Annotated in this window: 7 protein-coding genes; all 7 read left to right on the plus strand. The window is 73.9% G+C overall.

Translation table 11 applies throughout. From position 1 onward, the window contains the following. Window positions 1–280 precede the first annotated feature (280 nt). The 7 genes from QXK92_RS12025 (at window position 281) to nuoF (ending at window position 15,675) form a co-directional block, all read left to right on the plus strand. Window positions 281–10,465: a PE family protein gene (locus QXK92_RS12025; RefSeq protein WP_306241843.1), complete on the plus strand. Its 10,185-nt coding sequence runs from the start codon at window positions 281–283 to the stop codon at window positions 10,463–10,465. Window positions 10,466–10,624: 159 nt separating this feature from the next. Continuing rightward, window positions 10,625–11,002 (plus strand): NADH-quinone oxidoreductase subunit A, encoded by a 378-nt coding sequence (locus QXK92_RS12030; protein WP_306244362.1) that lies wholly within the window; start codon window positions 10,625–10,627, stop codon window positions 11,000–11,002. A 12-nt stretch (window positions 11,003–11,014) separates the two neighbouring features. Further along, a complete protein-coding gene (locus QXK92_RS12035; protein WP_055580867.1) occupies window positions 11,015–11,569 on the plus strand; it encodes an NADH-quinone oxidoreductase subunit B family protein in 555 nt (184 codons plus the stop codon). Then, the gene (locus QXK92_RS12040; RefSeq protein WP_306241844.1) at window positions 11,566–12,294 is read left to right on the plus strand and encodes an NADH-quinone oxidoreductase subunit C; all 729 of its coding nucleotides are present in this window, start codon (window positions 11,566–11,568) and stop codon (window positions 12,292–12,294) included. The genes QXK92_RS12035 and QXK92_RS12040 overlap by 4 nt, the downstream gene beginning before the upstream one ends. Continuing rightward, on the plus strand, window positions 12,294–13,592 hold the full coding sequence (nuoD, locus tag QXK92_RS12045; protein WP_306241845.1) for an NADH dehydrogenase (quinone) subunit D: 1,299 nt from the start codon (window positions 12,294–12,296) through the stop codon (window positions 13,590–13,592). The genes QXK92_RS12040 and nuoD overlap by 1 nt, the downstream gene beginning before the upstream one ends. Further along, the gene (nuoE, locus tag QXK92_RS12050) at window positions 13,589–14,350 is read left to right on the plus strand and encodes an NADH-quinone oxidoreductase subunit NuoE (protein ID WP_306241846.1); all 762 of its coding nucleotides are present in this window, start codon (window positions 13,589–13,591) and stop codon (window positions 14,348–14,350) included. Before nuoD ends, nuoE begins: the two co-directional genes overlap by 4 nt. Continuing rightward, the gene (gene nuoF / locus QXK92_RS12055; RefSeq protein ID WP_306241847.1) at window positions 14,347–15,675 is read left to right on the plus strand and encodes an NADH-quinone oxidoreductase subunit NuoF; all 1,329 of its coding nucleotides are present in this window, start codon (window positions 14,347–14,349) and stop codon (window positions 15,673–15,675) included. The genes nuoE and nuoF overlap by 4 nt, the downstream gene beginning before the upstream one ends. The last annotated feature ends 5 nt before the right edge of the window (window positions 15,676–15,680 follow it).

Genomic DNA, 15,680 nt, shown 5'->3' on the forward strand with positions numbered 1-15,680 from the left:
TGACCTCGCAAAAGCGTGCAGCGACCCAGCTCAACAGTAACAACAAGCGCTCCGCACGTCTGGCCGTCACGCAGATCAATCGAATTTTCCGCGACCTCATCCCAGACAGCTTCCGACGAGCCGCGTAGGGACCAACGGCGCCGACCGAGGGACTTCTGGCCCTAACGACGATTCGGTCCCGCAACGAAGCATCGGAGAACGTCATTCTCTCGATACCCCACCGGGTGTGGCAGTTGATGGCTAACGGGCAGCAGTGAATTCGGGCGCAGGGGGTTTGACGATGTCGATGGTCAGCGTTTCGCCGGAGGTGGTGTCGCAGGCGGCGTTGGATGTGGCGCGGATCGGGTCGGATGTCAGTGCGGGTAGTGCGGCAGCTGTGCTGCCGACGACGCAGGTGATGGCGGCGGCCGGTGATGAGGTGTCGGCGGCGATTGCGGCGTTGTTCGGCACTCATGCCCGGGAGTATCAGGCGCTGGCTGCGCAGGCGGCGCGTTATCAGGACCAGTTCGTGGCGGCGTTGAGTTCGGCGGCGGCGGAGTATGCCGGGGCGGAGGTCAGTGCGGCGGCATGGCTGCAGGGTTCAGCGGCGGCCGTGGCGGCCTCGCCGGTGGCTGGGGTGTTTCAGCTGTTGGTGTACGGGCCCACCCACACGGTGAGTCAGTGGTGGATCAACAGTGTGTTCGGTCAGGTGCTGGACCCGATCCTTAACTTCCCCACCCAATTGTTGTTGGGCCGGGATCTGATCGGTAACGGCGCCGCGGGTACGGCGGCCAACCCGACCGGGGGTGCCGGCGGGTTGTGGTTCGGCGATGGCGGGGCGGGTTACAGCCCGACCGGCAGCACCCCGCTGGCCGGTGGGGCCGGTGGGGCGGCCGGGTTGATCGGCACCGGCGGCGCCGGGGGTGCGGGGGTGGCCGGCGGGGCCGGGGGCACCGGCGGCGCCGGGGGCTGGTTGATGGGCAATGGCGGTGCCGGTGGGGCCGGGGGAACGGCGGTCACTCTGGGCGGGGTCGGGGGTATCGGCGGGGCCGGTGGTCAGGCGTATGTGTTCGGCGACGGCGGCCTCGGTGGGGTCGGTGGTGCGGGCCTGAGCGGCACGGCCGGGCATCACGGGGTCAACCCCGGTGACTGGGGCACCAACGGCGGCCCCGCCGGCAACGGTGGGATGGGCGGGGCCGGAGGCCGGGGCGGGGTCATCGTCGGTGACGGTGGCTCCGGCGGCCTCGGTGGGGCCGGCGGTGCCGGTGGGGCCGGCGGCAGTGGCGTGACCGGCACGGCCGGGATCGCCGGGATCGACGCTGGGGCCGGCGGGACGGGCGGCTCGGGGGGGAACGGGGGCGCCGGCGGTGACGGGGCCATGGGTGGGGCCGGCGGGGCCGGCGGGTTGTTCGGTCAGACCGGGACGGCCGGCAACGGCGGGGCCGGCGGGGCCGGCGGGGCGGCCGGGCTGCCCGGCGATGGGGGCGCCGGAGCCGCCGGCACCGCCGGCTTCATCAACGGCGGGGCCGGCGGCAACGGCGGCAATCCGGGTGCGGCCGGAGGCGGCGGGCATGGTGGGGCGGCCGGCGGCGCGGGCGCGGTCGCCGGCGCCGACGGCGGGTCCGGGCTGGTGGTGCTCAGCGGCGGGTCCGGCGGCGCGGGTGGAGCTGGGTTCAGCGCGCTCACCCCGGGCGTCAACGGCGGCGCGGGCGGGGCCGGCGGTAATGGGGGTTCGGTCGGCAATGGCGGCGCTGGGGGCGCCGGCGGCAACGGCGCCGCCGGCGCTTCCGGCCCTGGCGGGCTCAATCCGGGTGACTCCGGCTCCCCCGGTATCGCCGGCGGAGCCGGCGGGCACGGCGGCGCCGGCGGTCTGGGCGGGGTCATCTCCGGTAACGGCGGCGCCGGCGGGACCGGTGGAGTCGGCGGGGCCGGCGGCAACGGCGGCGACGGCCTCAGCGGGGCAGCCGGCATCGCCGGGGTCAACAACGGCGCCGGCCAAAGCGGCGGATCGGGCGGCAGCGGCGGGGCCGGCGGGGCCGGGGGCACCGGCGGCGACGGCGGCGCGGCCGCCCACGGTACCGCCGGGGTCAACGGTGACGGCGGCGCGGGCGGGCGCGGCGGCAACGCCGGCACCCCCGGCGACGGCGGCGCCGGCGCGGCCGGAGACTCCCTGTTCATCAACGGCGGGGCCGGCGGCAACGGCGGCAACCCCGGCGCTGTCGGGGCCAGTGGGACCGGCGGCAATGCGGGTGTCGGCGGCACCGGCGGCACCAAAGGCCTCGACGGCGGGACCGGAGCCGCGGTCACCGCCGGCGGCAACGGCGGCACCGGCGGAGCTGGATTCAATGCCACCACCGCCGGGACTGACGGGGGCGCGGGCGGGGCCGGTGGCAACGGCGGCTCAGTCGGCAACGGGGGGGCCGGCGGGGTCGGCGGCAACGGCGCCGCCGGCACCGCCGGCCCCAACGGGGTGTTGCCCGGCGACTCCGGCTCGCCCGGTATCGCCGGCGGGGCGGGCGGCCACGGCGGTGCCGGGGGCTCCGGCGGTGTGGTCTCCGGTAACGGCGGCGCCGGCGGCGCCGGCGGTAACGGTGCGGCCGGCGGCAACGGCGGCAACGGGCTTGCCGGGGCAGCCGGGATCGGCGGCGTCAACGCCGGCGCCGGGCAAAGCGGCGGATCGGGCGGCAACGGCGGAGCCGGCGGGACCGGGGGCACCGGCGGCGACGGCGGTACCGCCGCCCACGGCACCCTCGGCGCCAACGGCGATGGTGGCGCGGGCGGGCACGGCGGCAACGCCGGCACCCCCGGCGACGGCGGCAACGGCGCGCCCGGCGAGGCCCTGTTCATCGACGGCGGCGCCGGCGGCAACGGCGGTAACGCCGGCACCCTCGGCGCCGGCGGGACCGGCGGCAATGCCGGTGTCGGCGGCACCGGCGGCACCAAAGGCCTCGACGGTGGGGCCGGGGCCGCAGTCACCAGCGGCGGCAATGGCGGCACCGGCGGAGCCGGATTCAACGCCACCACCGCCGGATCCGACGGGGGCGCGGGCGGGGCCGGCGGTAACGGCGGCTCAGTCGGCAATGGCGGGGCTGGCGGTGCCGGCGGCAACGGCGCCGCCGGCACTCCCGGTCCCAACGGGATCCTGCCCGGCGACTCAGGCTCCCCCGGCATTGCCGGCGGGGCGGGTGGTCACGGTGGAGCCGGCGGGCAAGGCGGCTCGATCTCGGGCAACGGCGGGGCAGGCGGCAACGGCGGGGCCGGCGCAGCCGGCGGCAACGGCGGCAACGGGCTCACCGGCGCAGCCGGGATCGCCGGAGTCAACAACGGCGCCGGCCAGACCGGCGGCTCGGGCGGCAGCGGTGGCGCCGGCGGAGCGGGTGGCGCCGGCGGCGACGGCGGCGCCTCAGCCCACGGCATCGTCGGCACCAACGGCGACGGCGGCCAGGGCGGTACCGGCGGCAATGCCGGCACCCCCGGCGACGGCGGCAACGGCGCGGCCGGCGAGGCCCTGTTCGTCAACGGCGGCGCCGGCGGCAACGGCGGCAACCCCGGCGATGTCGGAGCCGCCGGCACCGGCGGCGCAGCCGGAATCGGCGGCACCGGCGGCACCAAAGGCCTCGACGGCGGGGCCGGGGCACCGGTCACCAGCGGCGGCAACGGCGGCGCGGGTGGGGCCGGGTTCAACGCCCTCACCCCCGGCGCCAACGGCGGCAACGGAGGCGCCGGCGGCAACGGTGGAACCGTCGGCAACGGCGGCGCCGGTGGCATAGGCGGCAACGGCGCCGCCGGCCAGGCCGGGAACAACGGAGTGCTGCCGGGTGAATCAGGTACTGGCGGCGGCACCGGTGGCACCGGCGGCAATGGCGGGGCCGGCGGGTCCGGCGGCTCCGTGTCCGGCAACGGCGGCGCAGGCGGCAAGGGCGGCTCCGGTGCGACCGGAGGCAATGGCGGCAACGGCGTGACCGGTGCCACCGGAGTGGCCGGATTCAACAATGGCGCGGGTGGCAACGGCGGCTCCGGTGGCAACGGCGGCTCCGGTGGCAACGGCGGGACCGGCGGCGACGGCGGCGCGTCCGCCCACGGCATCGTCGGCGCCAACGGCGACGGCGGAGCCGGCGCCAATGGCGGCAACGCCGGCACCCCCGGCGACGGCGGCAACGGCGCCGCGGGCAACGGCACCTTCATCAACGGCGGAACCGGCGGTAACGGCGGCAACCCGGGCGCCATCGGAGGCGGCGGCACCGGCGGCGCGGCCGGCATCGGCGGCACCGGCGGCGCCAAAGGCACCGACGGCACCGGCGGGGCCGCAGTCAATAGCGGCGGCAACGGCGGCACCGGCGCCGCCGGGTTCAACGCGACCATCCCCGGCGGCACCGGCGGAAACGGTGGTGCCGGCGGCAACGGCGGCACCGTCGGCAACGGCGGCGCCGGCGGGCTCGGCGGCAACGGCGCAGACGGCGGCCCCGGCACCGACGGCGGCAGCGGCGGAGCCGGCGGCAAGGGTGGCAACGCTGGCGGCGGGGGCACTGCCGGTGCCGGCGGCAGCGGCGGTAACGGCGGAGCCGGCGGCGCTGACCTGGGGACCGGCGGAACCGTCGCCCCGAAGGGCGGCAACGGAGGCGATGGCGGCAACGCGGGCCTGATCGGCAGCGACGGCGTTGCCGGCAATGGCGGTAGCGGCGGTGCCGGTAGCACCGGCAACAACGGCAATGCCGGCCTAGCCGGAGACGCCGGCGGTGCCGGCGGCCGCGGCGGCAGTGGCGGTAACGCCACCGGCAATCTCGGGGTCGGCGGTAACGCCGGCAGCGGTGGCCGCGGCGGCGCCGGTGGCGCCGGCGGTTCCGACATCGGGGCCGGCGCCCCCGCAGGTGGCAATGGCGGAAATGGCGGTGACGCCGGCACGGCCGGGTTCGGCTTCACAGCGGGCACCGGCGGCACCGGTGGTGCCGGCGGCGACGGCGGTGCTGGCGGCGCGGGATTGAACGGCGGCTTCTCGGGCTCCAGTAGCGGCACCGACGGCGGCGCCGGCGGGACCGGCGGCAGTGGGGGTAACGCCACCGGCGCCGGCAGCGTCGGCGGCAAGGCGGGTAACGGCGGTGCCGGCGGCAGCGGCGGCAACGGCGGGATCGACAAGTTGCCCGGCGGCGGCATGGCCCCGAGCGGCGGCAACGGCGGTAACGGTGGCGACGCCGGCGCGTTCGGCACCGGCGCGACTCTCGGCGGTGGCGGCAAAGGCGGACACGGCGGCAACGGCGGCACCGGAACGGCCGGCAACAACGGCGGCCCGGGCCTTTCCGGCGACGCCGGCGGCAAGGGCGGCACCGGCGGCAACGGCGGCAACGCCACTGGAACCGGCAGCGTCGGCGGCTACGCCGGAAACGGCGGAGCCGGCGGCAACGGTGGCGACGGCGGTACAGGTCTCGCAGGCGGCGCAGCGCCGGCCGGTGGCGCCGGCGGAATCGGCGGTAACGCCGGCAAGGGTGGTACCGGTGCCATCGGGGGCATCAGCGGCACCGGCGGCGCCGGCGGCAACGGCGGCACCGGCGGCACCGGCGCGACCGGCAACCCCGGCGGCGCAGGCTTCGACGGCGGCGTCGGCGGCAGCGGCGGCAGCGGCGGCTCGGGCCTGGACGGCGGCAACGCCGGCCACGGCGGCGCCGGAGGCATCGGCGGTAACGGCGGAGCCGATATCGGCTTCGGTGGTCAGAATGGCGGCACTGGCGGCCTCGGCGGCAATGGCGGCAACGGCGGCATCGGAGAGGGCTCCGCACGCAACGGCATTGCCGGCGCCGCGGGTAACGGAGGTACCGGCGGTAACGGCAGTAACGGGAACGCGGGCGTCCCCGGAGAGGCCGGCCACGCGGGCGGCAACGGTGGCAGCGGCGGCAAGGGCGGCGCCGCCGGCAGCGGCCGCGGCGTCGGCTTCGGCGGCCAGGGCGGCAACGGTGGTAACGGCGGCGACGGTGGCGCCGGCGGTGCTGACACCGGCACCGGCGGGGGCATCGCCCCGTCCGGTGGTGCCGGCGGAAACGGCGGCCATTCCGGCTATCCCGGTGCCGGCACTTTCAACCAGTTCACCGGCAATGGCGGTAACGGCGGCAACGGTGGCGCCGGCAGCACCGGCAATGCGGGCAGCGCTGGTCTCGCAGGTGACGCCGGTGGCGCCGGCGGTATCGGCGGCAACGGCGGTGCGACCTACATCGGCGGCATCGGCGGCAACGCCGGCAGCGGCGGCGCCGGCGGCAACGGCGGCAACGGCGGCACCGACATCGGCACCGGCGGAACCGTCGCCCCCGCCGGCGGCGCTGGCGGCAACGGCGGCGCGGCGGGTACGCCCGGTATCGGCGGCGATGGCAAGGGCATTGGAGCTACCGGCGGCAAGGGCGGCACCGGAGGTGCCGGCAGCAATGGCAACGCCGGACTCGGCGGCTTCGCCGGTGACACGGGCGGCCAGGGTGGTGCCGGTGGTGCCGGCGGAATCGCGACCGGGACCGGCAGTGTCGGCGGCCGGGCCGGAGACGGTGGCGCCGGCGGGAACGGCGGCAACGGCGGGGCAGACAAGAACCTCGGCGGAGGGATCGCCCCCAGCGGCGGCAACGGCGGCAACGGTGGAGACGCCGGCGCGGCCGGCCTAGGTGTGACCGCGGGCAGCGGCGGCACGGGTGGCGCGGGCGGCAACGGGGGCAACGGCACCGCGGGCAACAACGGCAACGTGGGCCTCGCCGGCGACACCGGCGGCGCCGGTGGTACCGGCGGGAGCGGTGGCAACGCCACCGGCCTCGGAAGCGTCGGCGGTAAGGCGGGCAGCGGCGGCCAAGGCGGCAATGGGGGCAACGGCGGCCTCGACGCCGGGACCGGCGCAACCGTCGCCCCGGCCGGCGGCAACGGCGGCAACGGCGGCAACGCCGGCTCCGTCGGCACCGGCGACATCGCCGGCAGCGGCGGCACTGGCGGCAACGGCGGCAGCGGAGGTACCGGACGCACCGGTAACACGGGCAACCCCGGTGTTGTCGGCGACACGGGTGGTCAAGGCGGCGCTGGCGGCAACGGCGGCACCGCCACGGGTGTCGGCAGTATCGGCGGAAACGGCGGCAGTGGCGGCACTGCCGGCAGTGGCGGCAACGGTGGCACCGACCTCGGTACCGGCGGGACCACGGCCCCGGCGGGCGGCGCCGGCGGAAACGGCGGCAATGGCGGCGCGGCCGGCGGTGGCGCGACCTGGGGCAATGGCGGCGCCGGCGGCAAGGCCGGCACTGGCGGGAACGGCAGCACCGGCTACGGCTGGACCAGCGGCATAACCACCGCAGGCGACAACGGCGGGGACGGCGGGGCCGGCGGTGTCGGCGGCAACGGCGGCAACTCCGGGTCGGGTGGCACCAACGGCGCCAGCGGCGCCGGCGGTAACGGCGGCAATGGCGGCAACGGCGGCGTCGGCGCCTACGCCGGTGGCCCGCCCGGAGCCGGCGGCAACGGCGGCAAGGGCGGCGCCGCAGGATCTGCCGGCACCGGCGGTACCTCGAGCCCCGTCGGTGGCGCGGGCGGCAATGGCGGCAACGGCGGCGTCGGCGGCAACGGCGCCAACAACTCCGCCTACTTCAGCGCCGTTGGCACACCAGGGGGCGCCGGCGGCAACGGCGGCGCGGGCGGTGCGGGCGGTGTGGGTGACCTCGTCGAAACCGGCGGCAACGGCGGCCAGGGCGGCGCCGGCGGCAGCGGCGCCAACATCACCGTGGCCTTCGGCGCCACGATCTCCGGCGGCGCCGGCGGTGCCGGCGGCAACGGCGGCGCTGGGGGCACCAGCACCGGCGGTCTCGCCTCCAACACCGGCGGGGCCGGCGGCATAGCGGGAGCCGGCGGCGCCGGCGGTATCGGCGACTCCGCCTCGACCGTCGCACCCGGTGCAGGCGGCAAGGGCGGGGCCGGCGGGCTCGGCGGAGCCGGCGGTTTTGCGAGCGGTACCGGGGCCATCGGCGGCCAAGGCGCCATGGGCGGTGCAGGCGGCGCCGGCGGCGGCGGCGGAAACGCTGCGCTGGGCAAAGGTTTCGTCGGAGCAATCGGTGGCCAGGGCGGCGCTGGTGGCGGTGGCGGTGATGGCGGTGGCACCGGCGCCGGCGGCACGAACGGTTCCGGCGGCCTCGGCGGCAACGGCGGCGCCGGCGGCAACGGGGGCGCGGGATCCAGCGCCGGAGGCACCAGCATGGCCGGAGCGGCAGGCGGCAACGGCGGAGCCGGCGGCGACGCCGGAGCCGGCGGCGCGGTGGGCGGCGGTGGTACCGGAGGGAGCGGCGGTGCCGCGGGCACCGGCGGGACCGGAGGCAACGGTGGCACCGGTGGTAACGCCGGCCCCACCGGCCCAGGCAGCACCGGCCTCGTCGGCGGTGCCGGCGGCACGGGCGGCAACGGCGGCGCGGGCGGCACCGGGACCGGCGGCAACGCCGGTAACGGCGGCGCGGGCGGCAACGGCGGCAACGGCGGCCTTGACACCGGCACGGGCGGCACCGTCGCGCCGACCGGCGGCGCCGGTGGCAATGGTGGCGATGCCAGCACTCCCGGCAGCGGCGCCGTCTCCGGCAAGGGAGGTACCGGCGGCAACGGCGGCAATGGCGGCGCCGGCGCCAATGGCAACAACGCCAACAGCGGCTTGGCCGGTGATGCCGGCGGCCAGGGTGGCGCCGGCGGCAACGGCGGCAAGGCCACCGGCACCGGCAGCGTCGGCGGTAACGCCGGTAATGGCGGTACCGGCGGCAACGGTGGACACGGCGGCTTCGACACCGGAACCGGTGGAAGCGTCGCCCCGGCCGGCGGTAATGGCGGCAACGGCGGGGACGCCGGCACGGCCGGAACCGGCGCCAAAGCAGGTGTGGGTGGCGTCGGCGGGACCGGCGGCAACGGCGGCGACGGCACCTCGTGCAACGTCGCTGCCCCCGGAAAGGTCGGCGACACCGGCGGCGCCGGCGGCAACGGTGGCAATGGCGGTACTGCCAATGGAGACGGCAGCATCGGCGGGAACGCCGGAAACGGCGGTATCGGCGGCGACGGCGGTATGGGCGGCCAGGACACCGGCTCCGGTGGAGCCGTCGCCCCGGCAGGTGGTGCCGGCGGCAATGGCGGTAACGCGGGATTACGCGGCATCGGTTACACCGTGGGCAACGGCGGGATTGGCGGCAGGGGCGGTGCCGGCGGCACCGGCAGCATGGGCAGTGCGGCCAGCCCGGGTCTCGTCGGTGACACCGGCGGCGCCGGTGGTGTCGGTGGCAGTGGCGGCAGCGCCCCAGGCGGCACCGGAGGCAACGGCGGTGCCGGCGGCTACGGCGGCTACGGCGGCCACGGCGGCATCGACACCGGAACGGGCGCACGAGTCGGCGGCATGGGCGGCACCGGCGGCAAGGGCGGCAACGGCGGCGCTGCCGGTTTCGGCGCCACCTGGGGCAACGGCGGCACCGGCGGCACGGGTGGCCAGGGCGGAGACGGCGGCAACGGCGTCACGTTGGGCATCACCCAAGGCGACCCCGGCGGCATGGGTGGCGCCGGCGGCGGCGGGGGCAACGGCGGCGCTTCCGGCAACGGCGGTACGAACGGTGCCAGCGGCGCGGGCGGCTACGGCGGCACGGGCGGCACCGGTTCCGACGCCACCAACGGCAACGGCGGCGCGGGCGGGCGCGGCGGCGCGGGCGGCAACGCCGGTGCCGCCGGCACCGGCGGCACCATCGCCAGCGCGGCCGGGGGCAGCGGCGGTCACGGCGGCAAAGGCGGCGCCGGCGGCGCCGCGGCCCCGCAGGGATTCTTCGCCGGCGCCGGCGGCGACGGCGGCAGCGGAGGCAACGGCGGCTCCGGCGACCTCGTCGAAACCGGCGGCACCGGCGGCGACGGCGGCAACGGCGGCACGGGCGGCACTCCACCGGTCGGATTGAGTCAACAAGGCGGCTTCGGCGGCAGAGGCGGCAATGGCGGCACCGGCGGCTTCGCCTTCGGCGGACTTGCCAGCAACCTCGGCGGCGCCGGCGGCAACGGCGGAACTGGCGGCGTCGGGGGCGGCGGTTCTGCCGGCACACTGACCGCCGCACCCGGCGACGCCGGTCTCGGTGGTGGCGGTGGCAGCGGCGGGACAGGCGGCCAGGCTCAGGGTCCCGGCGCCGTCGGTGGCAACGGCGGTAAAGGCGGTCACGGGGGCATGGGCGGTACCGGCGCTGATGCCTTCTTCGGCTCCGCGTTCAGCGGCGGCAAGGGCGGGTACGCAGGCGCCGGGGGCACGGGTGGCGCCGGCGGATCGACATCCGGCGGCAGCGGCACCGGCGGCACCGGTGGCGACGGCGGCGACGGCGGCGACGGCGGTTCGGGCGGCACCAGCGGCAGCGGAAACCCCGGTGACGCAGGCCTGCCCGGCGGATCCGGCAAAGCCGGCTCCGCCCCCACCGGCCAGATCGGCGGCAACGGCGGAGGTGCCGGTGCGCCGGGTGCCGGCGGCGCCGGTGGCGTCTATCCGTAGGCCGTCCGATAGGCGTATCGGTAGGGTGCGCGCGACCGGCGAGCCGTTCCTGGCTAGGCTGTGGGCAAGGTCATGTCGGGGTACCTCAGTCCGGTTTCGTCACACCTGGTCGCCGCGTGACCGCTGTCGACAGCCCAAACGACGGAAAACGTGGAGCAAGTGAACGTCTACATACCCATATTGGTGATGGCGGGCATTGCCGCGGCCTTCGCCATCGGTTCGGTCTTCCTCGCCAGCATCACCGGCCCGACCCGATACAACCGCTCGAAGCTCGAGGCCTACGAATGCGGGATCGAGCCCACCGAAACCGGGTTCAGCGGACCGCATGCCGCGAGCGGGCAGCGATTCCCGATCAAGTATTACCTGACCGCAATGTTGTTCATCGTCTTCGATATTGAAATTGTGTTCCTCTATCCGTGGGCGGTTAGCTTCGATTCGCTGGGGGCTTTCGCGCTCGTCGAGATGGTCATATTCATGCTCACGGTTTTCGTGGCCTACGCATATGTGTGGCGCCGCGGCGGCCTGACGTGGGATTGAGGTAGGTAGGACGTGGGACTGGAAGAACAGTTACCCGGCGGGATCCTGCTGTCCACAGTCGAGAAGGTTGCGGGCTATGTCCGCAAGAACTCGTTGTGGCCGGCGACGTTCGGGTTGGCCTGCTGCGCCATCGAGATGATGGCGACCGCGGGTCCGAGGTTCGATATCGCCCGATTCGGCATGGAACGGTTCTCGGCGACGCCGCGGCAGGCCGACCTGATGATCGTCGCGGGCCGGGTGAGCCAGAAGATGGCGCCGGTGCTGCGGCAGATCTACGACCAGATGGCCGAGCCGAAGTGGGTCCTGGCGATGGGTGTCTGCGCCTCGTCGGGGGGGATGTTCAACAACTACGCGGTGGTCCAGGGCGTCGACCACGTGGTGCCGGTGGACATCTACCTGCCCGGCTGCCCGCCGCGGCCCGAGATGCTGTTGTACGCAATCCTCAAGCTGCACGAGAAGATTCAGGAAATGCCGCTGGGCGTCAACCGCGAGAAGGCCATCGCTGAAGCCGAAGAGGCGGCGATGGCGGCCCGGCCGACGATCGAGATGCGCGGACTGCTGCGATGAGCTCACCCGACAAGGACTCCCAGGGCGCGACGCTGACTCCGGGGGCCGACTTGCCGCCGGAAGGTCAAGAGGTCATCAACGTTCGCCGCGGCATGTTCGGCGTGCGCGGCACCGGCGACACCTCCGGCTACGGCCGGCTGGTGCGCGAGATCGCGCTGCCTGGCGAGAGCCCCCGCCCCTACGGCAGCTACTTCGACGACATCGCCGATCGCCTCGCCGAGGCGCTGGACCGCGAGGGTCTCTCCTTCAACGAGGCGATCGAGAAGGTCGTGGTCTACCGCGACGAGCTGACGCTGCACGTGCGCCGCGACCTGCTGCCGCAGGTCGCCCAACGACTGCGTGACGAACCGGACCTGCGGTTCGAGCTGTGCCTGGGCGTCAGCGGCGTGCACTTCCCGAACGAGACGGGCCGCGAACTGCACGCGGTGTACCCGCTGAAGTCGATCACGCACAATCGCCGGCTACGGCTGGAAGTTGTTGCGCCCGATAGTGATCCGCACATCCCGTCGCTGTTCGGGGTCTACCCCACCAATGACTGGCACGAGCGCGAAACCTACGACTTCTTCGGCATCATCTTCGACGGCCACCCGTCGCTGACCCGCATCGAAATGCCCGACGACTGGCACGGGCACCCGCAACGCAAGGACTACCCGCTGGGCGGCATCCCGGTCGAGTACAAGGGCGCGCAGATTCCTCCGCCCGATGAGCGCAGGGGCTACAACTGATGAGCACAACCGAAACCCTGGTGGTCGCAGGCGGTCAGGACTGGGACAAGGTCGTCGACGCCGCCCGCAAGGCCGACCCCGGCGAGCGCATCGTCGTCAACATGGGACCCCAGCACCCGTCCACCCACGGCGTGCTGCGGCTGATCCTCGAGATCGAGGGCGAGACGGTCACCGAGGCCCGGTGCGGAATCGGCTACCTGCACACCGGAATCGAGAAGAACCTCGAATACCGGTACTGGACGCAGGGCGTCACCTTCGTCACCCGAATGGACTACCTGGCACCGTTTTTCAACGAGACCGCCTACTGCCTCGGCGTGGAGAAGCTGCTCGGCATCACCGACGAGATCCCGGAACGGGTCAACGTCATCCGGGTGATGATGATGGAGCTCAACCGCATCTCGTCGCACCTGGTCGCATTGGCCACCGGCGGAATGGAACTGGGCGCCATGACGCCGATGTTCGTCGGCTTCCGGGCCCGCGAGATCATTCTGACCCTCTTCGAGAAGATCACCGGCCTGCGGATGAACAGTGCCTACATCCGGCCGGGTGGCCTCGCCCAGGACCTGCCGCCGGGTGGCGTCGACGACATCGCCGCGGCCCTCAAGGAACTGCGCATCCCGCTGCGCCAGATGGGCGAACTGCTCAACGAGAACGCGATCTGGAAAGCCCGCACCGAGGATGTCGGATACCTCGACCTGACCGGTTGCATGGCGCTCGGCATCACCGGCCCGATCCTGCGTTCCACCGGGCTGCCCCACGATCTGCGCAAGAGCGAACCCTACTGCGGATATGAGAACTACGAATTCGACGTGATCACCGCGGACACGTGTGACGCTTACGGGCGCTACATGATTCGCGTCAACGAGATGTGGGAGTCGATCAAGATCGTCGAGCAGTGTCTGGATCAGCTCAAGCCCGGCCCGACGATGGTCGAGGACCGCAAGATCGCTTGGCCCGCAGACCTTTCCGTGGGCCCTGACGGCATGGGTAACTCACCGGAACACATCGCCAAGATCATGGGCAGCTCGATGGAAGCCCTCATTCACCACTTCAAGCTGGTGACCGAGGGCATCCGCGTTCCGGCCGGCCAGGTGTATGTGGCGGTGGAATCGCCGCGTGGCGAACTCGGTGTGCACATGGTCAGCGACGGCGGCACCCGCCCTTACCGGGTGCACTACCGGGACCCCTCGTTCACCAACCTGCAGTCGGTGGCCGCGATGTGCGAAGGCGGCATGGTCGCCGACCTGATCACCGCGGTCGCCAGCATCGACCCGGTGATGGGCGGAGTGGACCGATGAGCGAATCAGGCAGCGGCGAAAGGGTTTTCCTGCGGCTCGGACCGCCGCCGGAGGAGCCCAGCCAGTTCGTGGTCGACGGCGCCCCGGAGTCGTATCCCCCCGAGGTGCAGGCGCGGCTGGAGGTGGAAGCCAAGGAGATCATCGCCAAGTACCCCAACAGCCGGTCGGCCTTGCTGCCGCTGCTGCACCTGGTGCAGGGCGAGGACTCCTACATCACCCCGGCCGGTATGGAATTCTGCGCGCAGCAACTGGATTTGACCGGTGCCGAGGTCTCGGCGGTGGCCAGTTTCTACACCATGTACCGCCGCGGCCCCACCGGCGATTACCTGGTCGGCGTCTGCACCAACACGCTGTGCGCGGTGATGGGTGGCGACGCGATCTTCGCCGACCTCAAGGAGCACCTCGGGGTCGGCAATGACGAGACCACCGAGGACGGTGCCGTCACGCTGCAGCACATCGAGTGCAACGCAGCGTGCGACTACGCCCCGGTGGTGATGGTCAACTGGGAGTTCTACGACAACCAGACCGCCGACTCGGCCCGCGAACTCGTCGACTCCCTGCGCGCCGGCCGGCCGGTGGCGCCCACCCGGGGCGCCCCGCTGTGCAAGTTCCGCGAGACCTCACGCATTCTCGCCGGTCTTCGCGACGAGCGCCCCGACGAAGGGCAGGGCGGCCCGGGCGCGGCCACCCTGGCCGGGCTGCGGGTGGCTCAGGAGAACGACATGCAGGCTCCCCCTGGTCCGGAAGGCCAAGCATGACAACACCTTTGACGCCGGTCATCAGCCGCTACTGGGATGACCCGCAGTCCTTCTCGCTGGAAACCTACGAACGCAACGATGGCTACCAGGCCATGAAGAAGGCCCTGGCCATGAACCCCGACGACGTGATCGCGACCGTCAAGGACTCCGGGTTGCGCGGACGTGGCGGCGCCGGGTTCTCCACCGGGACCAAGTGGTCGTTCATCCCGCAGGGCGACAAGGGCCCCGCGGCCAAGCCGCACTACCTGGTGGTCAACGCCGACGAGTCCGAACCGGGCACCTGCAAAGACATTCCGCTGATGCTGGCCACCCCGCACGTGCTGGTCGAGGGCGTCATCATCGCCGCGTACGCGATCCGGGCCAGCCACGCGTTCATCTACGTGCGCGGCGAAGTGGTGCCGGTGCTGCGCCGCCTGCAGAACGCGGTGGCCGAGGCGTACGCGGCCGGTTACCTGGGTCGCGACATCGGCGGTTCCGGTTTCGATCTCGAGCTGGTGGTGCACGCCGGCGCGGGCGCCTACATCTGCGGCGAGGAGACGGCGCTGCTCGACTCGCTGGAAGGCCGCCGCGGCCAGCCGCGGTTGCGGCCCCCCTTCCCCGCGGTCGCCGGCCTCTACGGCTGCCCCACGGTGATCAACAACGTCGAGACCATCGCCAGCGTGCCGTCGATCATCCTCAACGGCGTCGACTGGTTCCGTTCGATGGGCAGCGAGAAATCGCCCGGCTTCACCCTGTACTCGTTGTCCGGGCACGTCACCCGGCCCGGCCAGTACGAAGCACCGCTGGGAATCACGTTGCGCGAGTTGCTCGATTACGCCGGCGGCGTCCGGGCAGGCCACCGGCTGAAGTTCTGGACGCCGGGCGGTTCGTCGACTCCCCTGCTCACCGACGAACACCTCGACGTTCCGCTGGACTACGAAGGCGTCGGCGGGGTCGGCTCGATGCTGGGCACCAAGGCACTCGAGATCTTCGACGAAACCACCTGCGTGGTGCGCGCGGTGCGTCGCTGGACCGAGTTTTACAAGCACGAGTCCTGCGGCAAGTGCACGCCGTGCCGCGAGGGCACGTTCTGGCTGGACAAGATCTACGCACGGCTGGAGAACGGCCAGGGCACCCGCGAAGACCTCGACAAGCTGCTCGACATCTCGGACGCGATCCTCGGAAAGTCGTTCTGCGCGTTGGGAGATGGCGCGGCCAGCCCGGTGATGTCGTCGATTCAGCACTTCCGCGACGAGTACATCGCGCACGTCGAGACCGGCGGGTGCCCGTTCGACCCCAAGGATTCCATGTTGTCTTTCGAGCCGACTCTGAATGGAAAGGCCTGACGCTG

Origin of the sequence: Mycobacterium sp. TY815, from assembly GCF_030755135.1 — a bacterium.
Lineage (GTDB): Bacteria > Actinomycetota > Actinomycetes > Mycobacteriales > Mycobacteriaceae > Mycobacterium.

Bases quoted from the DNA above. Each gene is read 5' to 3' on its own strand.
- QXK92_RS12040 (WP_306241844.1), top strand. From the start codon at position 11,566: ATGAGCTCACCCGACAAGGACTCCCAGGGCGCGACGCTGACTCCGGGG.
- QXK92_RS12025 (WP_306241843.1), top strand. From the start codon at position 281: ATGTCGATGGTCAGCGTTTCGCCGGAGGTGGTGTCGCAGGCGGCGTTG.
- nuoF (WP_306241847.1), top strand. From the start codon at position 14,347: ATGACAACACCTTTGACGCCGGTCATCAGCCGCTACTGGGATGACCCG.
- nuoD (WP_306241845.1), top strand. From the start codon at position 12,294: ATGAGCACAACCGAAACCCTGGTGGTCGCAGGCGGTCAGGACTGGGAC.
- nuoE (WP_306241846.1), top strand. From the start codon at position 13,589: ATGAGCGAATCAGGCAGCGGCGAAAGGGTTTTCCTGCGGCTCGGACCG.